17 protein-coding genes and 1 pseudogene are annotated in these 22,455 nt (G+C 62.0%); 10 read left to right on the forward strand and 8 right to left on the reverse strand.

What is annotated here, in order from left to right; genetic code table 11:
* Positions 1-19: 19 nt before the first annotated feature.
* From JKP78_RS13370 to JKP78_RS13380, 3 genes and pseudogenes are all read right to left on the reverse strand, one after another.
* Positions 20-978: pseudogene (locus JKP78_RS13370) on the reverse strand (glycosyltransferase family 2 protein).
* Positions 963-1,331 (reverse strand): GtrA family protein, encoded by a 369-nt coding sequence (locus JKP78_RS13375; RefSeq protein WP_200626794.1) that lies wholly within the window; start codon positions 1,329-1,331, stop codon positions 963-965. Before JKP78_RS13375 ends, JKP78_RS13370 begins: the two are co-directional and overlap by 16 nt.
* Before the next feature lie 189 nt (positions 1,332-1,520).
* Positions 1,521-2,936 carry an amino acid permease gene (locus JKP78_RS13380; RefSeq protein ID WP_186685145.1) on the reverse strand — a complete coding sequence of 472 codons (1,416 nt, stop codon included), beginning with the start codon at positions 2,934-2,936 and terminating at the stop codon, positions 1,521-1,523.
* 391 nt (positions 2,937-3,327) lie between these two features.
* On the opposite strand from JKP78_RS13380, the gene JKP78_RS13385 reads away from it, so the two are divergent.
* The 3 genes from JKP78_RS13385 (at position 3,328) to JKP78_RS13395 (ending at position 7,862) form a co-directional block, all read left to right on the forward strand.
* On the forward strand, positions 3,328-6,477 hold the full coding sequence (locus JKP78_RS13385) for a transglycosylase domain-containing protein (protein WP_186685147.1): 3,150 nt from the start codon (positions 3,328-3,330) through the stop codon (positions 6,475-6,477).
* An 88-nt stretch (positions 6,478-6,565) separates the two neighbouring features.
* Positions 6,566-7,111, forward strand: a complete 546-nt coding sequence (locus tag JKP78_RS13390) for a PadR family transcriptional regulator (protein WP_186685148.1) — start codon at positions 6,566-6,568, stop codon at positions 7,109-7,111.
* Positions 7,104-7,862 carry a siderophore-interacting protein gene (locus JKP78_RS13395; RefSeq protein WP_200626795.1) on the forward strand — a complete coding sequence of 253 codons (759 nt, stop codon included), beginning with the start codon at positions 7,104-7,106 and terminating at the stop codon, positions 7,860-7,862. The genes JKP78_RS13390 and JKP78_RS13395 overlap by 8 nt, the downstream gene beginning before the upstream one ends.
* 56 nt (positions 7,863-7,918) lie before the next feature.
* Here the strand turns inward: JKP78_RS13395 and JKP78_RS13400 are convergent, their stop codons facing one another.
* Complete coding sequence (locus JKP78_RS13400) at positions 7,919-8,560, reverse strand: Pr6Pr family membrane protein (protein WP_200626796.1); 642 nt, start codon at positions 8,558-8,560, stop codon at positions 7,919-7,921.
* A gap of 1 nt (position 8,561) precedes the next feature.
* Positions 8,562-8,783, reverse strand: coding sequence for a VF530 family DNA-binding protein (locus JKP78_RS13405; RefSeq protein ID WP_200626797.1), 222 nt, complete (start codon positions 8,781-8,783; stop codon positions 8,562-8,564).
* Between the two features lie 165 nt (positions 8,784-8,948).
* Here JKP78_RS13405 and JKP78_RS13410 point away from each other — a divergent pair, with 165 nt between their 5' ends.
* The 5 genes from JKP78_RS13410 (at position 8,949) to JKP78_RS13430 (ending at position 18,056) form a co-directional block, all read left to right on the forward strand.
* Positions 8,949-10,997 (forward strand): TonB-dependent receptor, encoded by a 2,049-nt coding sequence (locus JKP78_RS13410; protein WP_200626798.1) that lies wholly within the window; start codon positions 8,949-8,951, stop codon positions 10,995-10,997.
* A gap of 219 nt (positions 10,998-11,216) precedes the next feature.
* Positions 11,217-12,551, forward strand: a complete 1,335-nt coding sequence (locus JKP78_RS13415; RefSeq protein ID WP_200626799.1) for a carbohydrate porin — start codon at positions 11,217-11,219, stop codon at positions 12,549-12,551.
* Between the two features lie 30 nt (positions 12,552-12,581).
* On the forward strand, positions 12,582-14,993 hold the full coding sequence (locus tag JKP78_RS13420) for a glucose/quinate/shikimate family membrane-bound PQQ-dependent dehydrogenase (protein ID WP_186685153.1): 2,412 nt from the start codon (positions 12,582-12,584) through the stop codon (positions 14,991-14,993).
* 141 nt (positions 14,994-15,134) lie between these two features.
* Complete coding sequence (lon, locus tag JKP78_RS13425) at positions 15,135-17,555, forward strand: endopeptidase La (protein WP_186685154.1); 2,421 nt, start codon at positions 15,135-15,137, stop codon at positions 17,553-17,555.
* Positions 17,556-17,663: 108 nt separating this feature from the next.
* A complete protein-coding gene (locus JKP78_RS13430) occupies positions 17,664-18,056 on the forward strand; it encodes a protease inhibitor I42 family protein (protein WP_186685156.1) in 393 nt (130 codons plus the stop codon).
* Between the two features lie 4 nt (positions 18,057-18,060).
* Here JKP78_RS13430 and JKP78_RS13435 read toward each other — a convergent pair whose 3' ends face one another.
* Both JKP78_RS13435 and JKP78_RS13440 read right to left on the reverse strand, forming a co-directional pair.
* On the reverse strand, positions 18,061-18,996 hold the full coding sequence (locus JKP78_RS13435) for an alpha-xenorhabdolysin family binary toxin subunit B (RefSeq protein WP_186685158.1): 936 nt from the start codon (positions 18,994-18,996) through the stop codon (positions 18,061-18,063).
* 1 nt (position 18,997) lies between these two features.
* A complete protein-coding gene (locus tag JKP78_RS13440; RefSeq protein ID WP_186685160.1) occupies positions 18,998-20,188 on the reverse strand; it encodes an alpha-xenorhabdolysin family binary toxin subunit A in 1,191 nt (396 codons plus the stop codon).
* A 213-nt stretch (positions 20,189-20,401) separates the two neighbouring features.
* Between JKP78_RS13440 and cmoA the strand changes: the two genes are divergently transcribed.
* Both cmoA and cmoB read left to right on the forward strand, forming a co-directional pair.
* The gene (gene cmoA / locus JKP78_RS13445) at positions 20,402-21,145 is read left to right on the forward strand and encodes a carboxy-S-adenosyl-L-methionine synthase CmoA (protein WP_200626800.1); all 744 of its coding nucleotides are present in this window, start codon (positions 20,402-20,404) and stop codon (positions 21,143-21,145) included.
* The gene (gene cmoB / locus JKP78_RS13450; protein ID WP_200626801.1) at positions 21,142-22,098 is read left to right on the forward strand and encodes a tRNA 5-methoxyuridine(34)/uridine 5-oxyacetic acid(34) synthase CmoB; all 957 of its coding nucleotides are present in this window, start codon (positions 21,142-21,144) and stop codon (positions 22,096-22,098) included. Before cmoA ends, cmoB begins: the two co-directional genes overlap by 4 nt.
* 69 nt (positions 22,099-22,167) lie before the next feature.
* On the opposite strand, the gene JKP78_RS13455 is transcribed toward cmoB, so the two are convergent.
* The gene (locus JKP78_RS13455; protein WP_186685166.1) at positions 22,168-22,371 is read right to left on the reverse strand and encodes a hypothetical protein; all 204 of its coding nucleotides are present in this window, start codon (positions 22,369-22,371) and stop codon (positions 22,168-22,170) included.
* Positions 22,372-22,455 lie beyond the last annotated feature (84 nt).

Below are 22,455 nucleotides of genomic sequence, written 5' to 3' on the forward strand. Positions count from 1 at the left end.
CCTGTGAAGCAATGGTATATCAATTCCCCTTGCAGACCGGCCGCTCCTGTTGCGTTCTACGGCGACCCGCCACGGCGCGGATGACGTAGCGCGGTCGATGCTTGGACTCCATGTAGATGCGCCCGATGTACTCACCCAACACGCCGATGCCGATCAGTTGTACGCCGCCGAGAAAAAGAATGGCAGTCATCGATGATGGGTATCCCGGCACCGGGCTGCCAAACAGCCATTTTTCCAGCACCTGGTATGCCGCCGAGGCCAGCGCAAGTAACGCAGCTAGCCCCCCGACATAAGTCCACAGTCGCAATGGCACGGTACTGAACGAGGTAATCCCGTCCAGCGCCAGATTCCACAGTTTCCAACCATTGAAACGGCTCTTTCCTTGCGTTCGCGAAGAACGTTCGTACTCGACCACTGCGGTGCTGAACCCTGGCCAGGACAACACGCCCTTCATGAACAGTTGCTGTTCGGGCATGGACCGGATCACGTCCACGACTTTACGGTCGAGCAAGCGAAAGTCACCGACATTTTCCTCGATGCGAATCTGCGACATGCGGTTCAGCAGGAAGTAGAAAATCGCTGCGGTAAAACGCTTCAAGTAGCACACGAGCGGTCACGGCGTTTGGCAAGTACCACATCGAAGCCTGCCCGCCATTGTTCGATCAGCTGTGGAATGACCTCGATCGGGTCCTGCAAGTCGACGTCGATTGGAATGACGGCATCGCCATTGGCTTGATCCAGCCCGGCGAACAGCGCGGCTTCCTTGCCGAAGTTGCGTGACAGGTCGATCAGTGAAACATCAGGGTCACCCGCGATCAGTTGGCGAATCTGCCGTTCGGTTCCATCCTGGCTGCCATCATTGATGAAAACCAGTTCGACCTGATCGGCCTCATTGGCCAGCGCCTGGCGAACGGCGTCATAGAACGGCCTGATCGTCTTTTCCTCATTGAATACCGGTACGATCAGCGAAATATCCATCCGCGCTTCTCCCTGAAGACCCACCGCGAGAACAGGAAGCCCAGCACCAGGCTGAGCAAAGAGAACAGCGTTACCGTAACCATTGGCTGCCAGCCGAGACGATCGCCGAGATAGCCCAGCGACACGCTGAGGCTGCCCATCCCTGCCACGAACCACAGGTAGCGCGACAGTGACAGGGGTACCCGGAAGGTGAACCTGGCATTGGCCAGAAACGAAAATGACAGCGCCACGGTGAAGGCGACCAGGTTGCTCACGGCCTGATCGCCGCTAAACGCCAGCATGCTGGTGAACACTGCTGCATGGGTGGCGGTGTTGCACACGCCCACAAGCAGGTACTTGAAAAACGCAGCCATGGCTCAGGCCTTCACGTTTGGGCTGAAGGCCAACTTAGATGAAGCCAGGACGGCGCACTACTGACAAAAATACCAGTTGACGCAGCGGGTCAACGCACGCTCAAACCGCCGGACAGACGGGTGATCAACAGGCCTGGCACGCGTGCAAACCCTCGTGCCAGGCGATGTTGCGTGAGCGGGACGTCGTTGTCAGGCCACAGTGGCTGCTGCTTGCTTGTCACGCGGAGCCAGGCGCAACGTGTAATACAGCACCGTCAGCAGTACCAGGAACGCCGGGCCGATATACAGCGCCACGCGGGTATCTTCGAAGTACGCCATCAGGCCGACCACCAGCACCAGGAAGGCCAGCGCCAGGTAGGAGCTCAGCGGCCACAGCCACATGCGGTACTTCAGTGCCTTGCGCTCGGCGCTGCTGAGGCCGGCGCGGAACTTCAGCTGCGCGAGGAGGATCATCACCCAGGTCCAGATCGCGCCGAAGGTGGCAATCGAAGTGACCCAGACAAAGACCTTCTCCGGCACCAGATAATTGGCCAGCACGCCCAGCAGCAGCGCGCCGATCGACAGCAGCAGCGCATTGCGCGGCACGCCGTTCTTCGAGGTACGGGCGAAGGCTGCCGGGGCCTGGCCGTTCTGCGCCAGGCTGTAGAGCATGCGCCCGGTGCTGAAGATGCCGCCGTTGCACGAGGACAGCGCGGCGGTAATCACCACGAAGTTGATGATGCCGGCGGCGGTCTTGATACCGAGGCGTTCGAAGGTCATGACGAACGGGCTGCCCTGGCTGCCGATTTCGTTCCACGGGTAGATCGACAGGATCACGAACAGCGCACCGACGTAGAACAGCAGGATGCGCCAGAATACCGAGCCGATAGCGTGCGGAATGGTCTTCTGCGGGTTGCGTGCTTCACCTGCGGTCAAGCCGATCATTTCCACGCCCAGGTAGGCGAACATCACCATCTGCAGCGACATCAGCACGCCAGTCACGCCATTAGGCATGAAACCGCCGTTGCTCCACAGGTTGGAGATGCCCACCGCTACACCGTCATTGCCCAGGCCGAAGGCAATGATGCCAATGCCGCCAAGGACCATGGCGATGATGGTGACGATCTTGATCAGGGCGAACCAGAACTCGAATTCGCCGAACGCCTTCACCGCCACCAGGTTGACCGCGCCCATGCTGCCCAGCGCCGCCAGGGCCCAGATCCAACGCGGTACGTCGGGGAACCAGATGCCCATGTAGATGGCTACCGCGGTAATTTCCGCAACGCAGGTCACCAGCCACAGGAACCAGTAGTTCCAGCCGGTAAGGAAACCCGCCAGCGGGCCTAGGTAGTCTTGGGCATACCGGCTGAACGAACCGGCAACAGGATTGTGCACGGCCATTTCGCCAAGGGCGCGCATGATCACCAGGATGGCCAGGCCACCGATGATGTAGGACAGCATGATGGCTGGGCCAGCCATTTCGATGGCCTTGGCCGAACCGAGGAAAAGACCGACACCGATACAGGCGCCCAGCGCCATCAGACGGATGTGCCGTTCGCCCAGTTCACGCTTGAGCGGGCCGCCTTCAATGGCCTGGCCGTGGGCAGGGTGGTTGCCGACTGGCATAGCAATACAACCTCGTTTTGTTATTGGATTTGACCTTCGTGCAGCACCGGCCAGGCCGATAGACGTGGCGTTGGCTTGCCAAACTGACCTTGTGGGCCGGTCCGGGTGCCGGAATAGAGCGTCCGGCTGGGCGAAGGGGCAAGCAGTATAGGAAGACCGTTGTAGGGATTGTCGCTGTATATAGCGGAATAATCAGCGAGTTTTCCGGGGGCACACAGTGGCTCTGCAAACCGCCCCGGCACCATAGCAACATCGCTCGACGAAGAAACCCACACCAAAGCCGCATAGCCCCATGGCACTTTTCTCCGCTTCTTACAAATTTTTCACCTGCCCCACTCAACGTCTAAGCTTCAGACAAGCAAGACGAAATTACCTGGCCGGATACAAGACTATGGGCGCACTGTGGCAATCGGAACCAACCAGAACGGAAGCACCCGACCTACCTCCGGCCGAGACGCCACACCCCAAGTCACCCCGTCAACGGCGGCTATGGTGGCGACTGATCATCCTCATCCTGCTGGTGGCGTTGGTGGCCATCGGTTTCGCTGCGTATGACGAGTTCCGCACCTCCAACCTGCAATCGCGGGAATTCAGCAAGCTGGCCACCACCCTCACCTACTCGCTGCAGCCAGGCCCAAGCGATGCCATCATCTACCCCGGTGAGGGTCCGTTCGATAAACGCCTGGGCTACAGCGCCCTGGGTGAATTCCTGCCGCGCCTGCTCAAGCGCGACTACCTGATAAGCGAGCAGGTGCGGTTTTCGCCGGCATTGATGAACTATGTCGAGCATGGACTGTTCGCCCCCTACATCGAAAAGATCCAGGCCGGGCTGTCGATCACCGACTGCCGCGGCGACATGCTGTATCAGTACAAGTACCCGCAACACCTGTACCCGGACTTCGCGTCGATCCCGCCAGTGATGGTCAACAGCCTGCTGTTCATCGAGAACCGCGACCTGCTCGACACCAAGGACCCACGCAACAACCCGGCCGTGGACTGGCCGCGCTTCGCCAAGGCGGCCTACAGCCAGGTGGCCAAGTACCTGGCCCTGCCCGGCCAGTCCGCGGGTGGCAGCACCCTGGCCACGCAGCTGGAAAAGTACCGGCACTCACCGGACGGCCTGACGGTGTCGGGCGCCGAAAAGATCCGCCAGATGGTTTCTGCCAGCGTGCGCGCTTACCAGGGCGGCCCGGACACCACCGAGGCACGCCAGCGTATCGTGCGTGACTACCTCAACAGTGTGCCGCTGTCGGCCGTGCCTGGGCATGGCGAGGTGCACGGCATGGCCGAAGGCCTGCGGGTGTGGTACGGCGCTGATTTCGACCAGGTCAACCAGGCCCTGACCTCCACCGCCAGCGACCCCGAAAGCATGGCCACGCGCGGCCTGGCCCTGCGCCAGGTGCTGTCACTGATGATTGCCCAGCGTCGCCCCTCGCACTACCTGTCCAAGGGGCGGGTCGAACTGGCGGAACTGACCGATGCGCACATTCGCGTGCTGGCCGCCAACCAGGTCATCGACCAGCCGCTGGCCAACGCCGCACTGGCCAGCAAGGCGGTATACCGCGACTGGGTGGCGCAACCGACCATCGTGCCGATCGTCACCAACAAGGGCATCAGCCTGGCGCGCAACCGCCTGGCAGCCATGCTCAACCGCCCGCTGTACGACCTCGACCGCCTCGATCTGTCAGCCACCAGCACCCTGCAGGCCGACCTGCAGGTGCAGGTCAGCCAGTACCTGAAAAACCTTGCCGACCCCGCCTTCGCCGCGCAGATGGGCCTGATCGGTGAGCGCCTGCTGACACCCAAGACCACCGACCAGGTGAGCTACAGCTTTACCTTGTTCGAGCGTACTGCTGACGGCTCGCGGGTGCGGGTGCAAACCGACAGCACCGACCAGCCTTTCGACATCAACGAAGGCAGCAAGCTGGAGCTGGGTTCCACCGCCAAGCTGCGCGTACTCACCACCTACCTGGAGATCATCGCCGAGCTGCACGACAAGTACGCCGGCAAACCTGCCGCCGAGCTGAAGAAAGTCGAAGTCGCCGAACTCGACCGCATCACCCAGTGGTCGCTGGAATGGCTCGCGCAGAACAGCAAGAACCAGAGCCTGGACGCCATGCTCGATGCCGCGCTGGAACGCAAGTACTCGGCCAACACCGGCGAAGCCTTCTTCACTGGCGGCGGCATGCATGTGTTCAACAACTTCCGCAAGGAAGACAACAGCCGCAACCCGACCCTCAAGGACGCGTTGCGCGAATCGATCAACCTGCCGTTCATCCGCCTGATGCGCGACCTGGTGCGCTACGTGACCTACCAGCAGCCGTACAACCGCCTGCCGTTGCTCAAGGACGACAGCGACCCGCGCCGCCAGGAATACCTGGCCCGTTTCGCCGACAAGGAAGGCACCAACTACCTGATGCGCTTCTGGAAGAAATACCAGCGCAAGACCTCGCAGCAACGCCTGGACACCTTCCTCGACAGCATGCGCGTCACCCCGCAACGGCTGGCTGCGGTGCATCGCTACCTGTTCCCCGAGGCCGGGCAGGAAACCTTCAACGCTTTTGTCCGCGCCCACCTCAAGGGTGACAAGGCCGCCCTGGGCAAACTGACCGACGCCCGCCTGTCGGAGATGTACGACGCCTATGGGCCGGGCAAGTATGACTTGCCTGACCAGGGCTACATTGCCAAGGTCCACCCCCTGGACCTGTGGCTGCTCGGCTACCTGCTGAAAAACCCCAGCTCGACCTTGACTGAAATGGTCAATGCCAGCCGCTTCGAACGCCAGGAGGTGTATGGCTGGCTGTTCAAGAGCCGCCACCAGGGCGCCCGCGACAGCCGAATTCGCACCATGGTGGAAATCGAAGCGTTCCTCGACATTCACCAGCGCTGGAAGCGTGTGGGCTATCCGTTCGACCACCTGGTGCCCTCGCTGGCCACTGCCATCGGTAGCTCGGGCGACCGCCCCGCCGCCCTCTCCGAACTGGTCGGCATCATTCAGAACGACGGCGTGCGCCTGCCGACCTTGCGCATCGACACCCTGCATTTCGCGGCCAACACGCCGTACGAGACCAAGCTGGTCAGCGACCCGGACCGCGGCGTGCGGATTCTGCCGGTCGAGGTGGCACGGGCACTCAAAGGCGCCATGTCGCAAGTGGTGGATGCGGGCACCGCACGGCGTATTTCCGGCAGCTTCAAGCTGCAGGACGGTACGCCGCTGGTCATGGGCGGCAAGACCGGTACCGGCGACAACCGCATCGAAAGCTTCGGCGCCGGTGGCCGACTGATCGGCTCACGCTCGCTGAACCGTACCGCCACCTTCGTGTTCTACCTGGGCGACAACCACTTCGGCACCTTGACCGCGTTCGTGCCGGGGCGCTCGGCGGAAGCCTTCACGTTCACCTCGGCGCTGCCAGTGCAGGTGCTCAAGGGCATGGCTCCTATCCTCATGCCTTACTTGCAGCCGGGCAATCCGAATGAGTGCAAACCGCCACAGATGGCGGCGCAGGCCGGCAAACCGGCAGAGGACGCATCAAAAAACTAGATGATAATCATCCGCAATTACGGGCTTGTCTTTAGATATATCTTGAGTAATATCTTACGATATATCGAAAACGACGGAGCCTTGCCCCATGCGCGAACATTCCCCTCATGACCCCTTCGAGCGGCGCGCCGGCCGTGGCGAACGCGGCCCACGCGTTTTCGCCCCAGGCGACCTCAAACTGTTGATGCTGGCTTTGCTTGCCGAGCAGCCCGGCCATGGCTACGACCTGATCCGCCAGATCGAAAACCTGTTCGATGGCAGCTACAGCCCAAGCCCAGGTGTTATCTACCCCACGCTGAATTTCCTCGAAGAGGCCGAACTGATCAGCGGCCAGGCGCAGGGCAGCAAACGCCTTTATGTCATCACCGATGCCGGCCGCACCGCCCTGGCCGAACAGGCCGTCGCCCTGGACGGCGTGCGCATGCGCATCGAGGTCAGCAAACGCGCCCTGCGCGGCCACGACCGCCCGCCAGAAATCCATGAAGCGGTGGGCAATCTGCGCCATGCACTGCACATGCACAGTGGCCGCTGGACGCCTGAAGAAATCGAGCGGGTCCGCGACCTGCTCAACCATGCCGCCAAAGCCATCGCCGCCGGGCCGACCGAGCCTGTCAGGGAGACACCCCATGAGTGACACCATCTACCGCGTCAACCACGAGATCCGCCAACGCCGCTTGCAGGTATTGCGGGTTACCGAACTGACCCCGCGCATGCGCCGTATCACCTTGGGCGGTGCCGAGCTGCAGGGCTTTACCAGCGTCGGCAGCGATGACCACATCAAACTGCTGTTCGCCGACACGCTCGAGCAACAGCGGGCCATCGAAGCCCGTGACCTGGGCAAGGACGGTGACGCACGGCCGACCATGCGCGAGTACACGCCCCGCCGTGTCGACCTGGTGGCCAACGAACTGGACATCGATTTCGTGTTGCACGGCGATGGCCCTGCCTCGACCTGGGCCGCTCAGGCCGCGCCCGGGCATACGCTGGACATCGCCGGGCCGCGGGCTTCGACGGTGGTGCCGGATATCTTCGACAGCTACCTGCTGATCGGCGATGAAACCGCCATTCCGGCGATTGGCCGCCGATTGGAGGAATTGCCCGCAGGTCGCCAGGTGCTGGCGGTCATCCAGATCGAGGACGAACAGGAACGCCAGCCACTGCCGAGCAAGGCACAGGTGGAGGTGATCTGGGTACGTCGGCACCAGGAAGACCTGCTGGCCCTGGTGAAGAACCTGAGCTTGCCGCCAGGCCGGTTGTACGGCTGGGTGGCGCTGGAAAAAAACCTGACCCGCCAGGCCAAGGCGCTGGTGCTGGAAAAGGGCGTACCTGAAAATGCACTGAAGGCCGCGGCTTACTGGCGTGCCGATGGAACTGCAGACCTGTAGCGGCCTTGTGTCGCGAAAGGGGCCGCTACGCGCCCCATCGCGACACGAGGCCGTTCTTACACTTGAGCGCGTAAACGTCTCGTACCCCACCTGTCCAGCCCCAGCAGCACCAGCCCGATCCCCCAGAATCCCGCCAGCATCCCCAGGGCATTGCACAACACTTGCGCATATCCCAGGCTTGCTACGTCGATGAACGGGTAGGCATACACGCCAATCTGGCTGCCGCGCCACAGCGCATAGGCGAAATACACCATCGGGTACAGCGCCCATGCCGCCAGGTGCCATAACCGCAGCGTGCCCTTGGGCGTTTCGACCCACCAGTACAAGGCAAACAGCACCGGCATGACATCATGCAGCAGCTCGTCCGCCAGCCACTGCCAGCCCTGCGGTTGCCACAGATGGCGCAGTAACACACTGTAGGCCAGCGCCACCAGCACGATGCTGGTGGCTACCGCCGAACTCACTGAAGGCGAGAGAAAGAAGCGCTTGCCAGCCCCTTCCCGGCCAAACGCCGCATAACTCAGCACCGTCGCCACCAGGGTATTGGTCAGTACGGTGAAGTAGCTGAATACGTTGATCAGGCCACCCATCAGGCTGGCCTGTTCCTGCCAACGCGCCAGCAGCACCAGGTACACCTGCACGGTCAGGCCGAACCAGCCCAGCACGGCCATGCCGGTCAGCCAGGGACGGCGTGGCATGTCAGGCGTTGCGCTGCAGTTTCACGTACAGCTGCTCCACTTTTTCCCGCGCCCAGGGGGTCTTGCGCAGGAAGGTCAGGCTCGACTTGATGCTCGGGTTGCTCTTGAAACAACGCACATCGACGCGCTCGGCCAGGCCCTGCCATTGGTAGTGCGCCACCAGTTCAATGAGGATCTGCTCAAGGGTCTTGCCGTGCAGCGCGTTGTGTTGGGCCGTGCTCATGCCAGTGCTCCGTAGGAAAGATGCGCACCTTACACGAGTGTAGCGGTGGGTGGGATCAGCCATATCAACAGAGAAACCGCTGGCCAGGCAGGCAAACTTTGTGCTGGAATTGATATGTTATGTTGTAACATTATATAAGCACCTGCCAAGGAACGCCCGATCCCCATGCTGTACACACCGCTTCGCCTCTCGCCCCTTGCCGTCGCACTCTGGCTGACCGCCTCGCCGAGCCAGGCCATGGAACTCGAACCTCAGGTCATCACCGCCAATCCATTGGGCAACCGCCAGCTGGCGACTCCCACTACCGTGCTGGAAGGCGACGACCTGCTGCAACAGCAGCACGGCAGCCTCGGCGAAACCCTGAACAAACAGCCCGGTGTCGCCTCTACCTGGTTTGGCCCAGGCGCCAGCCGCCCGGTCATCCGTGGCCTGGATGGCGATCGCATTCGCATCCTGCGCAATGGTGTCGGCGCCCTGGATGCTTCGTCGCTGTCCTATGACCACGCCGTGCCGCTGGACCCGGTCACCGTCGACCGGGTTGAGATCGTTCGCGGTCCGGCCGCCCTGCTCTACGGAGGTAACGCGATCGGCGGCGTGGTCAACACGTTCGACAATCGCATTCCGGACGCTCCCATCGACGGCATCCATGGTGCCGGTGAACTGCGTTACGGCGGCGCCGACACCACTCGCAGCAGCGCCGGCAAACTGGAGGCTGGCAACGGTGCCTTCGCCCTGCATCTGGATGCCAACAGCCGCCAGTTCAATGACCTGCGAATCCCCGGTTATGCCCGCAGTGGCAAGGTCCGCGACGCTGACGAGCCGGGCAGCAAGCACCGCCTGGAAAACAGCGATGGCCGCCAGGAGGGTGGTGCGCTGGGAGGGGCCTACCATTGGGAACACGGATACACCGGCCTGTCGTACAGCCGCTACGACAGCAACTATGGCTCCGTGGCCGAGTCAGGCGTGCGCCTGGACATGAAGCAGGACCATTACGCCTTCGCTTCCGAATTGCGTGACCTGGACGGCCCGTTTACTTCGGTCAAGGTCGATGCTGGCTACACCGATTACGAGCACCGGGAAATTGAACAAGGCGAGGTTCATACCACCTTCAGGAACAAGGGCTATGAGGCCCGCGTCGAAGCCCGTCACCAGCCGCTCGGGCCCGTGGAAGGCGTGGTCGGGGCGCAGCTCAGCCGCAACCAGTTCTCCGCCCTGGGCGAGGAAGCCTTCGTCCCGCACACCGACACCGACAGCCTGGCGCTGTTCATGCTGGAGCAGTGGCAAGCTACCGAGCGCCTGAACCTGAGCCTGGGTGCGCGCCTGGAACACACCCGCGTGGACCCGGACGGCAAGGGCAACGAAAACTTCGCCGAGGCAGACAGCGCCAGTAGCTTCAACGCGTTCAGCCTGTCTTCAGGGGCGGTGTACCAGCTCGACCCGGTCTGGTCGCTGGCTGCCAGCCTTGGCTACACCGAGCGTGCCCCGACCTTCTACGAGCTGTATGCCAATGGCGCCCACGTGGCCACCGGTGCCTTTGAAGTCGGTGATGCCGGCCTGAACAAGGAAAAGGCCATTTCCACGGACCTGGCACTGCGCTTCGACAACGGTACCCACAAGGGTAGCGTCGGGGTGTTCTACAGCCACTTCCGCAACTATATCGGCCTGATCGGCACCGGCAACATTCGCGAAGGCGGGCATGACCACGATCATGACGAGGATGAGCACGACCACGATCATGACCACGACGGTTTCCCGGAATACCAATACCAGGGCGTACGCGCACGCTTCTATGGCATCGAGGCCCAGGACCGCTGGCAGCTGGTGGAAAACCGTTACGGCAGCTTCACCCTGGAACTATCGGGCGACTACACGCGGGCGAAAAACCTCGACAGTGGCGAGCCGTTGCCACGCATCGCCCCGCTGCGCCTGAACAGCGGCCTGGTCTGGGAGCTGGACCGCTGGCAGGCGCGGGTCGATATACAGCATGCTGCAGCGCAGCACCGCAAGCCGGCCGACGAAACCAGCACTGATGGTTACACCACTCTGGGGGCGAGCGTCGGTTATCGCTTCGACATCGGCAACAGCCAGTGGCTGGCGTTCGTACGCGGCGAAAACCTGACCGACCAGACCGTGCGCTATGCCAGCTCGATCCTGCGCGATATCGCGCCAGCACCTGGACGTAGCGTGGAAGTCGGGCTGCGTACCAGCTTCTGAAATAGCGGGGCTGCTGTGCAGCCCCTCTTCAGCCAATTGTTACCGATAGGAAAACAATTCACTGCGACAATTTGTCTTTTTTTCTTGCAACTTCCCCTATATCCTCCGCGCCGCAAGCTGAAACGCTTCATTTAACCAATCCTGTCGCCATTTCCATCGAGGGCCCTGCCTTTCGATGCGCTTGCCGTTTATTCAATAATCAGAAGATAGCGCTATCTCATGTTCCAACTGCCCAAAACCTGTTACATCGGCCTTGCCCTCAGTGCCTTGGCGACCCCCGCCGGCGCCAGTGAAATGTTCGCCAGCGATTCCCCATGGATGCTCGGCGACTGGGGAGGCACCCGCAGCGAACTGCTGGAAAAAGGCTACGCCTTCACCCTCGGCTACACAGGCGAGATGGGCAGCAACCTGCACGGTGGCTACGATCATGACCGCACCGCGCGCTACAGCGACCAGTTCACCTTCGGCAGCCACCTGGACCTGGAGAAGATCCTTGGCTGGCACGACAGCGAATTCCAGCTGACCATCACCGAGCGCCACGGCGACAACATCAGCAACGACCGCATCAACGACCCGCGCGTCGGCGGTTTCACCTCGGCCCAGGAGGTCTGGGGCCGTGGCGAAACCTGGCGGCTGACCCAGATGTGGATCAAGCAGAAGTACTTCGACGGCGCACTGGACGTGAAATTCGGCCGTTTCGGCGAAGGCGAGGACTTCAACAGCTTCCCCTGCGACTTCCAGAACCTGGCCTTCTGCGGCTCGCAGGTAGGCAACTGGGTCGGCGGCATCTGGTACAACTGGCCGGTCAGCCAGTGGGCGCTGCGCGTGCGCTACAACCTCAGCGACGCCCTTTATGCCCAGGTCGGGGTGTTCGAGCAGAACCCCTCCAACCTCGAGTCGAGCAACGGCTTCAAGCTCAGCGGCAGCGGTACCCAGGGTGCGGTGATGCCGATCGAACTGGTGTGGAGCCCACGGGTCAATGGCCTTAAAGGGGAATATCGCGCCGGCTACTACTACAGTAATGCCAAGGCACAGGATGTTCTCAAGGACAACAACGGCCAGCCGGCAGCGCTCAGCGGCGCCACCTACCGCAGCAGCTCGAGCAAGCACGGCGTGTGGCTCGGTGCGCAGCAGCAGGTGACTTCGCTGGCGTCCGACCAGTCGCGTGGCCTGAGCCTGTTCGCCAATGCCACGGTTCACGACAAGAAGACCAATGCCATCGACAACTATGTGCAGGCTGGACTGGTATTCAAAGGGCCCTTCGACGCCCGCGCCAAGGACGACATCGGTTTCGCCCTCGCGCGCGTGCACGTCAACCCTGCCTACCGCAAGAACGCCCGCCTGGCCAACCAGGCCGCCGGCCTCGATGACTACGACAACCCCGGTTTCCTGCCGGTACAGGACACCGAGTACAGCGCCGAACTGTACTACGGCATCCATCTGGCCGACTGGCTCACGGTACGCCCCAACCTGCAGTACATCCGCCATCCGGGCGGGGTGTCGCAGGTCGATGACGCACTGGTCGGCGGCCTGAAGATCCAGAGCAGTTTCTAACCCCCTTTTTGACCTGACGGAGAACCTACGATGAGCACTGAAGGTGCCAACACTGGAAGCCGCTGGCTACCGCGCCTGATTGGTGCGTTGCTGTTGCTGATGGGCCTGGCCCTGCTGGCCGGCGGCATCAAGCTGAGCCAGCTGGGCGGCTCGCTGTACTACCTGATCGCCGGTATCGGCTTTGCCTTGGCGGGCATCCTGCTGCTGGCCCAACGCCGCATTGCCCTGGGCCTGTACGGCCTGGTACTGCTGGGCAGCACCGTGTGGGCCCTGCTCGAAGTGGGCCTGGACTGGTGGCAACTGGTGCCGCGCCTGGCCATCTGGTTTGCCATCGGCGTGGTGCTGCTGCTGCCGTGGGCACGACGCCCGCTGATCGGCCCGGCCAGCAAGGCCAACACCGCGCTGCTCAGCGTTGCGGTGGTCGCTTCCGGCGCTTGCGCGCTGGCCAGCCAGTTCACCCACCCGGGTGAGGTGTTCGGCGAACTGGGGCGCGACAGCAGCGAAATGGCCAGCGCCGCACCGGCCATGCCCGACGGCGAATGGCAGGCCTATGGCCGCACCGAACATGGCGACCGCTATTCGCCACTGCGCCAGATCACCCCGCAAAACGCCTACCGCCTGGAAGAGGCCTGGCGCATTCGCACCGGTGACCTGCCAACCGAAAACGACCCGGTGGAGCTGACCAACCAGAACACCCCGCTGAAGGTCAACGGCATGCTCTACGCCTGCACCGCGCACAGCCGCCTGCTGGCCCTGGACCCGGATACCGGCGCGGAAATCTGGCGCTACGACCCGCAGGTGAAGAGCCCGGTCGGCACCTTCAAGGGCTTTGCCCACATGACCTGCCGTGGCGTTTCGTACTACGACGAAAACCGCTATGTCAGCCGCGACGGCAGCCCTGCGCCGAAGATCTCCGACGCCGGCCAGGCCGTGGCCCAGGCCTGCCCACGCCGCCTGTACCTGCCCACCGCCGACGCCCGCCTGATCGCCATCAACGCCGACAACGGCAAGGTCTGCGAAGGCTTTGCCAACCAGGGCGTGATCGACCTGACCACCGGCATCGGCCCGTTTACCGCTGGCGGCTACTACTCCACTTCGCCGGCCGCAGTCACCCGCGACCTGGTGATCATCGGTGGCCACGTCACCGACAACGAGTCGACCAACGAGCCGTCCGGCGTGATCCGCGCCTACGACGTGCATGATGGCCACCTGGTGTGGAACTGGGACAGCAACAACCCGGACGACACCAAGCCACTGGCACCCGGCAAGATGTACAGCCGCAACTCGGCGAACATGTGGTCGATTGCCAGCGTCGACGAAGACCTCGGCATGATCTACCTGCCGCTGGGCAACCAGACCCCGGACCAGTGGGGCGCCAACCGTACCCCGGGCGCGGAGAAGTACAGCGCCGGCGTGGTCGCCCTGGACCTGGCCACCGGCAAGGCCCGCTGGAACTACCAGTTCACCCATCACGACCTGTGGGACATGGACGTCGGTAGCCAGCCGACCCTGGTTCACCTGAAGACCGATGACGGCGTGAAACCGGCGATCATCGTGCCGACCAAGCAAGGCAGCCTGTACGTGCTCGACCGTCGCGACGGTACGCCGATCGTGCCGATCCGCGAAATTCCTGCCCCGCAGGGCGCGGTGAAGGGCGACCACACCTCGCCGACCCAGGCCCGCTCCGACCTCAACCTGCTCGGCCCTGAGCTGACCGAACAGGCCATGTGGGGCGCCACGCCGTTCGACCAGATGCTCTGCCGCATCCAGTTCCGCGAGCTGCGTTACGAAGGCCAGTACACACCGCCATCCGAGCAAGGGTCGCTGGTCTACCCAGGTAACGTCGGCGTGTTCAACTGGGGCAGCGTGTCGGTCGACCCGGTGCGTCAGCTGCTGTTCACCTCGCCCAACTACATGGCCTTCGTGTCGAAGATGGTCCCGCGTGAGCAAGTGGCCGCAGGCAGCAAGCGTGAAAGCGAGACCAGCGGCGTGCAGCCGAACACCGGCGCCCCTTACGCAGTGATCATGCACCCGTTCATGTCGCCGTTGGGCGTACCGTGCCAGGCCCCGGCGTGGGGTTATGTCGCTGCCATCGACCTGTTCACCAACAAGGTGGTGTGGAAGCACAAGAACGGCACCACCCGCGACAGCACCCCGGTACCGATCGGCCTTCCGGTGGGCGTGCCGAGCATGGGCGGCTCGATCGTCACCGCCGGTGGCGTCGGCTTCCTCAGTGGTACCCTCGACCAGTACCTGCGCGCCTATGACGTGAACAACGGCAAGGAATTGTGGAAAGCCCGCCTGCCAGCGGGTGGCCAGGCCACGCCGATGACCTACACCGGCAAGGATGGCAAGCAGTACGTGCTGGTGACCGCTGGCGGCCATGGCTCGCTGGGCACCCGCATGGGCGATTACATCATCGCTTACAAACTCGCCGACTAAGCTTCAAAGCAGCAAGCTACGAACGAAAGCGGGGCCTGCACGGTCCCGCTTTTTTGTTGCCCCTGCAAGCGCGACGCTGAAGCTTGAAACCCCTTCTTTCACGCCCCATCTAAGCACCATAGTCATTCACGCAGGTGCCCCATGAGCGACCAGCAGGATTTCCCGGAACATCCCGACGAACACAGCGAAGTCGAACACACCACTCGCCAGGCCGAAACCGGCCACGCCCTCGCCCTGCCCGGCCAGCAGCTGCCGGACAAGGTCTACGTGATCCCGATCCACAATCGCCCGTTCTTCCCGGCCCAGGTACTGCCGGTCATCGTCAATGAAGAGCCTTGGGCAGAAACCCTCGACCTGGTGGCCAAGTCGCCAGACCATTGCCTGGCCCTGTTCTTCATGGACACCCCGCCGGAAGACCACCGCCATTTCGACACTTCGGCCCTGCCGGAGTACGGCACGCTGGTGAAGGTGCACCATGCCAGCCGCGAGAACGGCAAACTGCAGTTCGTCGCCCAGGGCTTGAGCCGGGTACGCATCCGCACCTGGCTCAAGCACCACCGCCCGCCCTACCTGGTAGAGGTCGAATACCCGCGCCAACCCGCCGAGCCGACCGATGAGGTCAAGGCCTATGGCATGGCGCTGATCAACGCGATCAAGGAGCTGCTGCCGCTCAACCCGCTGTACAGCGAAGAGCTGAAGAACTACCTCAACCGCTTCAGCCCCAACGACCCGTCGCCACTCACCGACTTCGCCGCCGCGCTCACCTCGGCCACCGGTAGCCAGCTGCAGGAAGTGCTCGACTGCGTACCCATGCTCAAGCGCATGGAAAAGGTCTTGCCAATGCTGCGCAAGGAAGTCGAAGTCGCGCGCCTGCAGAACGAGATCTCGGCCGAGGTCAACCGGCAGATCGGCGAACACCAGCGCGAGTTCTTCCTCAAGGAGCAGCTGAAGGTCATCCAGCAGGAGCTGGGCCTGACCAAGGACGACCGCAGCGCCGACCTCGAGCAATTCGAACAGCGTCTGGAAGGCAAGACCCTGCCGGACCAGGCACGCCGGCGCATCGATGAAGAGATGGGCAAGCTGGCCATCCTCGAAACCGGCTCGCCCGAGTACGCCGTCACCCGCAACTACCTGGACTGGGCCACCGCCCTGCCCTGGGGCATCTATGGCAAGGACAAGCTCGACCTCAAGCACGCGCGCAAAGTCCTCGACCAGCACCACGCCGGCCTCGACGACATCAAGGAGCGCATCCTCGAGTTCCTCGCCGTGGGGGCCTGGAAAGGCGAGATCAGCGGCTCGATCGTACTGCTGGTGGGCCCGCCCGGGGTGGGCAAGACCAGTATCGGCAAGTCGATCGCCGAATCGCTGGGCCGGCCGTTCTACCGCTTCAGCGTCGGCGGCATGCGCGACGAAGCGGAGATCAAGGGCCACCGCCGCACCTACATCGGCGCCCAGCCCGGCAAGCTGGTGCAGGCGCTGAAGGACGTCGAAGTGATGAACCCGGTCATCATGCTCGACGAAATCGACAAGATGGGCCAGAGCTACCAGGGCGACCCGGCGTCGGCACTGCTGGAAACCCTCGACCCGGAGCAGAACGTCGACTTCCTCGACCACTACCTCGACCTGCGCCTGGACCTGTCCAAGGTGCTGTTCGTGTGCACCGCCAATACCCTAGACTCGATCCCGGGGCCGTTGCTCGACCGCATGGAAGTGATCCGCCTATCCGGCTATATCACCGAGGAGAAGCTGGCCATTGCCAAGCGCCACCTGTGGCCCAAGCAACTGGACAAGGCCGGTGTGGCCAAGACCAGCCTCGCCATCAGCGACAGCGCCCTGCGCACGGTCATCGAAGGCTATGCCCGCGAGGCCGGTGTACGCCAGCTGGAGAAGCAACTGGGCAAGCTGGTGCGCAAGGCGGTGGTCAAGCTGTTGGACGACCCCGAGGCCAAGCTGAAGATCGGCACCAAGGACCTGGAAGCCGCGCTCGGCATGCCGGTGTTCCGTAGCGAGCAGGTGCTGGCTGGCAAAGGCGTGATCACCGGCCTGGCCTGGACCAGCATGGGCGGCGCCACGCTGCCGATCGAAGCCACCCGCATCCACACCCTCAACCGCGGTTTCAAGCTCACCGGCAAACTGGGTGACGTGATGAAGGAGTCTGCCGAAATCGCCTACAGCTACATTAGTTCCAACCTCAAGCAGTTTGGCGGTGACCCGGGTTTCTTCAACGAAGCGTTCATCCACCTGCACGTGCCCGAAGGGGCTACCCCCAAGGATGGTCCGAGTGCCGGCATCACCATGGCCAGTGCCCTGCTGTCGCTGGCCCGTGACCAGGCACCGAAGAAAGGCGTGGCCATGACCGGTGAGCTGACCCTGACCGGGCAAGTACTGCCGATCGGGGGGGTGCGCGAAAAGGTGATTGCGGCGCGGCGGCAGAAGATCTTCGAGCTGATCCTGCCGGAGCCCAACCGGGGTGATTTCGAAGAGCTACCGGACTACTTGCGTGAGGGCCTGACGGTGCATTTCGCCAAGCGCTTCGCCGACGTGGCAAAAGTGCTGTTCTAAGCTGTTCCGGCCTCTTTGCGGGTAAAACCGCGAAGAGGTCGCTGCCGGCAACACAAATCTCCTCGATCATCGGTTATCCTCAGGCCATCGCCAGCCTCCGGAGCCAACATGACCGCCCCTCGTCTGCTCGTTCCCATGAGCTTCGCCCTGCTTTCCGCCTGTGCCCAACAACCCACGCAACCCATCGAACTGGGCGCCGAAAGCGAATGCCCGACACGCCTGCAGGTGGGCCAGACCCTGACCCTGACCCTGCCCAGCAACCCGTCCACCGGCTATCGCTGGCGCATCGAAAACCCTGCCGCCAACGTGCTGCGCAGCCTCGGCCCGGAAGTGTACAGCGCCCCTGAAGAAGAGGATGTGGTCGGCAGCGCCGGCGTCTCCACCTGGCGCTACCAGGCCAACCGTGCCGGAGAGGCCCAACTGGTATTGGTCTACCAGCAGCCATGGGCTGCAGATGTCGCCCCGGTACAAAGCTTCGATTGCAAGGTCATTGTCCGCTGAAGAATCAACTGCGATCGTAGGCCATGTGCACCGATTTCAAATACGCGTAGAGCTCTTGTAGCGCGACCGTGGCAACCTTCAGGTCCATGCTCGCGCTGAACTTCGAAGTTTGAGCATGGCATTCCTGCTCGACTTTGCGCAGTTCCGCCAGCCACTCATTGCGCCGCGGCTCGATAGCGCACAAAGCCGTCATGGCCTCCAGTTCCATCTGTGAAACCTGTTGCATGTGCAGCGCTTGCTGCTGATCCGCGAGCGCTACATCGATTTTTGCATCGAGCCTGATCCGGGCTGCACTCAGGTCGCTGAAGGTTTTTGCCCCCTGCAACGCATCGGCGTGTTTGCCAAGCTTCTGCGTTACCAGCTTTACCAGCCCGGCGTCGATCTTGGGGTCCGAAATCAAACCGAGGATCTGGTCGATTTCCTCTTCGCTCGGTATCTGGCCTTTCAGCACAGTGGCAAGGGAGGGTTTATCGAACACCTCGATCGCCTGCACGATGTCTGCCTTCTGTTGCCGGAGTTGCGTCAGCCGCTGGCTGAACATCATTGCCTGTTGCTGCTTGCTGGTGACTTGGCGTTGCAACTCTGGTAGCGCCTCCTCGAACGACGACAACGGGAACAGCTCCAGCCGCTGGTTTTGCCTGGTCAATTCCGCACAAAGCTGGGACAAGCGGCTCAGCACGCTGGAAAGCCTGTAATGGGTATCTGCGCCTTGCTGGCTCGGGATGAAGTCACGGTCTTCCAATAATACGATCGCGCCAATCAGGACTTCGTTGAAAGAGCGTTCGACGGCCAGCATCAATGTACGAAGCTGGCCAAGTTGTTCACGCGCACCTGCGAGCACTTTCATATCCCAGGTTTCTATTAGCTGGAATATTTCCTCCTGCACTTTCTGCATTTTTATAAAATCTGGGGTGAGTGCATCAGCATTGATAACATCCATGTCAGGCTTCCCCATACTCTTCAACCAGTTCATCGAACAGTTCCGACAACCTATGGCAAATATTTCCTATTTTGCCCCATGGCTTGATAACTTCGGCAAAATCATGAACAAACGTATCAAGCTGATGGATCGAACTCAGCTCTTTGGCTTCGTTCACCGAACTACTGGCATAGGACGCCAGGAACAGCCAGACGTCCGCCAAACGCCTGGTCGCGGACGACAGGTCCTTGCATCTGAATTGCAAATCCCTGACCAGCGTCGAGACACGCTCGTAGTCCTCCAGCGCAGGAACCATTTTGCCGATAAGGCATGCCAGCTCCTCGCGTTTTTCGATCAGTTGATTCTTTTCGGCACGGATTGTTTCCGCCTTGCTGCCAAACACGCCACCGGTGATGACCAGTCCGATCGGGCCTAGCACCAAGCCGGTGAATGCATAGCCTACATACGCGTCATATTCGCCTTGCAGCTGGTCGATCTGTTCATCCCACAGGTCGATCTGCTTGCGTTTTTCCAGCACGACGTCATCGGAAATCTTCTCCGAGAAGTGTTTCAACAGCCGCCCCATGCGCGGCTTGAGTTCGCGCTTGATTTCAGCGTTGAACCAGTGGGCACGCCTGTCGACATCTTCAATTCGGCGTTGAGTAGCTTCGATTTCCCTGACCAGGCCGCTGATGCCGGGCGTCAGGATAGTGGCGATCTGTGCTTGCTCGTCGTGGCTGAGTTCAAGCGCATAGGGATCCTCGCCCTGCTCGTCCTTGCGGTCCCGCAATGCCAAAAAGACTTCACTGCGTTCAAGACTCTCCAACAAGGCATGGCCACGCTCCACCAGGCTTTCGGCAAACAGCTCGATTTCAGGCCCTAGTTGCTTGATGCTGCGTTCCAGCTTGTCCCACTCATCCACATGCCTGTGCAACGCTTCGTAAAGGGCATGCACCAGTGAGGCATCCAGGCCCAGCGTCTCGTAATCCGCTTCCTCCCTGACCTGATCCAAGGTGCGCGGCAACAGGTTCACGGTATTGGCATATCGTTTTATGACCTTCAGGTTTTCCGCTGTCAGCAGGCTGCCGACTTGCTGGCCGGCACCCGCTCTGCTTTCAAGAAACTGGAAATAGCGCTCCGGCAACTTTTTTACTTTGGCAACCAGATCCATTTCATCTATGGAAGGTTGTTCCATCCGAGTTTCTATATTCATCAGACCCTCATTACGCTAGTTTAAGACTTGCAAGTTGAAATTACCCTGCCAGTGTCGGAGCTTATTGAAGCCAACTCATTAGCCGAGATAATCTGATGCTGTGGGAAAGTTCACTGACTTCGGCATAGCGGCGCTGCCGATGAAGCGCTGCCATAGCAAGAATCGCCGCCTTTGGCTAAAATGCGCCTCCGTTTCACCCGTATCGAGCCCGCCGTGAGCAAACAACCCGACCGCCTTTTCGCCCAGCGCCTGGAGCAAGTGCCTGACTTCGTCTTCAATGAGGACGTGGTGCGGGTTTTCCCGGACATGATCAAGCGCTCGGTGCCGGGCTACCCGACCATTGTCGAGAACCTCGGCGTGCTGGCCGCGCGCTTCGCCCAGCCGCACAGCGCCCTGTACGACCTGGGCGCATCGCTGGGTGCGGTCACCCAGTCATTGCGGCGCCATGTGCGCAGCGACGGCTGCCGGGTGATTGCCGTGGACAATTCCGCCGCCATGGTCGAACGCTGCCGCCAGTACCTCACCGCCCAGGACTCGATGTTCCAGGAGCTGCTGCCGGTGCAAGTGCTGGAAGCCGATATCCTGGTCCTGCCGTTCGAGCCCGCCTCGGTGGTGGCGATGAACTTCACCCTGCAGTTCATCGCCCCCGACCAGCGCCTGGAATTGCTGGGCCGTATCCGCCAGGCGCTGCTACCGGGCGGCGCGCTGATCCTCTCGGAGAAGCTGCGCTTCGCCGATGAGCAAGAACAGGACCTGCTGAATGAACTGCACCTGGACTTCAAACGGGCCAATGGCTACAGCGAACTGGAAATCGCCCAGAAGCGCAGCGCCATTGAAAACGTGATGCGCCCCGATACCCTCGAAGCCCATCAACAACGTCTGCGCGCCGCCGGCTTCTCGAAAGTCGTGCCGTGGTTCCAGTGCCTTAACTTCGCCTCGCTGATAGCCCTGCCATGATCGATCTGTCCCCCCTCGTCCGCCGCCTGGCGGGCACGCCCCTGGCTTCCTGGTCGCAAGGCCTGCAAGCACAACTGGAAGCCAAGCTGGAAAAGGGCCACGGTGACCTCGACCGCTGGCGCGGTGCACTCGACGCCTTGCCCACCTTGCAGCCAAGTGAAATCGACCTGGTCAATGGGCTGCGCCTGGACTGCGAGTGCGACGACGCGACCCGCGCGCAGATGCGCCAGGCGCTGATGGGCCTGTCGCCGTGGCGCAAGGGGCCGTTCGACCTGTTCGGCGTGCATGTGGATACCGAATGGCGTTCCGACTGGAAATGGTCCCGGGTCAGCCCACACCTGGACCTCAAGGGCAAGCGCGTGCTCGACGTAGGCTGCGGCAATGGCTACTACCAGTGGCGCATGCTCGGTGCCGGCGCCGACATGGTCATTGGCGTCGACCCCAACTGGCTGTTCTTCTGCCAGTTCCAGGCCGTGCAGCAATACCTGCCGGAGTTACCCGCCTGGCACCTGCCGTTCGCCCTGGAAGACCTGCCGGCCAACCTCGAAGGCTTCGACACAGTGTTCTCGATGGGTGTGTTCTACCATCGTCGTTCACCCATCGAACACTTGCTGGCGCTCAAGGACTGCCTGGTCAAGGGCGGTGAACTGGTGCTGGAAACCCTGGTGATCGAGGGCGACGAAAACCAGGTGCTGGTACCGGAAGACCGCTACGCGCAGATGCGCAACGTCTGGTTCCTGCCGTCGGTCCCCGCCCTGGAGCGCTGGCTGCGCCGCGCCGGTTTCAACGATGTCCGTTGCGTCGATGTCAGCGTGACCAGCATCGAGGAACAGCGCAGCACCGAGTGGATGCGCTATCAGTCCCTCAGCGACTTCCTCGACCCGAACGACCACGGCAAGACCATCGAAGGGCTGCCAGCCCCGCGCCGCGCCACCCTGTTGGCGCGTAAATAAAAAAGGCGCCTGGTTGGGCGCCTGAATATACCTGCGACGAGGAGCTTTCACGTCGCGGGTGCCTTTGCTTCAGTCCTTGGCCAGTTCGCGGGCCTTTTCCTGCGCCTTGCGCTCGCGCTCGGCAACAGCCTGCTGCTTGTCATCGTGCAGGCGTTGCTGGTCTTCGCGAAATGCTTGCCAGAGTTGCATGGAGCGCTCCGCACCACCTTCGGCGTAAACACTCGCACTGCCCAGGGCAAGAATGGCCACCAGCAGATATTTGGTCAGGTTCATCGTGTTTGCCTCGTGATAACCGATCAGACGCGCCCATCCTAGCGAGGGCTGGCTAACGGCAAGGTGAGGCTGAGATTACAGTCT

This window comes from Pseudomonas sp. LAM2023, from assembly GCF_016620375.1.
GTDB lineage: Bacteria > Pseudomonadota > Gammaproteobacteria > Pseudomonadales > Pseudomonadaceae > Aquipseudomonas > Aquipseudomonas anuradhapurensis.

Bases quoted from the DNA above. Each gene is read 5' to 3' on its own strand.
- JKP78_RS13415 (WP_200626799.1), top strand. From the start codon at position 11,217: ATGTTCCAACTGCCCAAAACCTGTTACATCGGCCTTGCCCTCAGTGCC.
- JKP78_RS13405 (WP_200626797.1), bottom strand. From the start codon at position 8,783: ATGAGCACGGCCCAACACAACGCGCTGCACGGCAAGACCCTTGAGCAG.
- JKP78_RS13385 (WP_186685147.1), top strand. From the start codon at position 3,328: ATGGGCGCACTGTGGCAATCGGAACCAACCAGAACGGAAGCACCCGAC.
- JKP78_RS13375 (WP_200626794.1), bottom strand. From the start codon at position 1,331: ATGGCTGCGTTTTTCAAGTACCTGCTTGTGGGCGTGTGCAACACCGCC.
- lon (WP_186685154.1), top strand. From the start codon at position 15,135: ATGAGCGACCAGCAGGATTTCCCGGAACATCCCGACGAACACAGCGAA.
- JKP78_RS13390 (WP_186685148.1), top strand. From the start codon at position 6,566: ATGCGCGAACATTCCCCTCATGACCCCTTCGAGCGGCGCGCCGGCCGT.
- JKP78_RS13435 (WP_186685158.1), bottom strand. From the start codon at position 18,996: ATGGATGTTATCAATGCTGATGCACTCACCCCAGATTTTATAAAAATG.
- JKP78_RS13440 (WP_186685160.1), bottom strand. From the start codon at position 20,188: ATGAATATAGAAACTCGGATGGAACAACCTTCCATAGATGAAATGGAT.
- JKP78_RS13430 (WP_186685156.1), top strand. From the start codon at position 17,664: ATGACCGCCCCTCGTCTGCTCGTTCCCATGAGCTTCGCCCTGCTTTCC.
- JKP78_RS13410 (WP_200626798.1), top strand. From the start codon at position 8,949: ATGCTGTACACACCGCTTCGCCTCTCGCCCCTTGCCGTCGCACTCTGG.
- cmoB (WP_200626801.1), top strand. From the start codon at position 21,142: ATGATCGATCTGTCCCCCCTCGTCCGCCGCCTGGCGGGCACGCCCCTG.
- JKP78_RS13395 (WP_200626795.1), top strand. From the start codon at position 7,104: ATGAGTGACACCATCTACCGCGTCAACCACGAGATCCGCCAACGCCGC.
- JKP78_RS13455 (WP_186685166.1), bottom strand. From the start codon at position 22,371: ATGAACCTGACCAAATATCTGCTGGTGGCCATTCTTGCCCTGGGCAGT.
- JKP78_RS13380 (WP_186685145.1), bottom strand. From the start codon at position 2,936: ATGCCAGTCGGCAACCACCCTGCCCACGGCCAGGCCATTGAAGGCGGC.
- JKP78_RS13420 (WP_186685153.1), top strand. From the start codon at position 12,582: ATGAGCACTGAAGGTGCCAACACTGGAAGCCGCTGGCTACCGCGCCTG.
- JKP78_RS13400 (WP_200626796.1), bottom strand. From the start codon at position 8,560: ATGCCACGCCGTCCCTGGCTGACCGGCATGGCCGTGCTGGGCTGGTTC.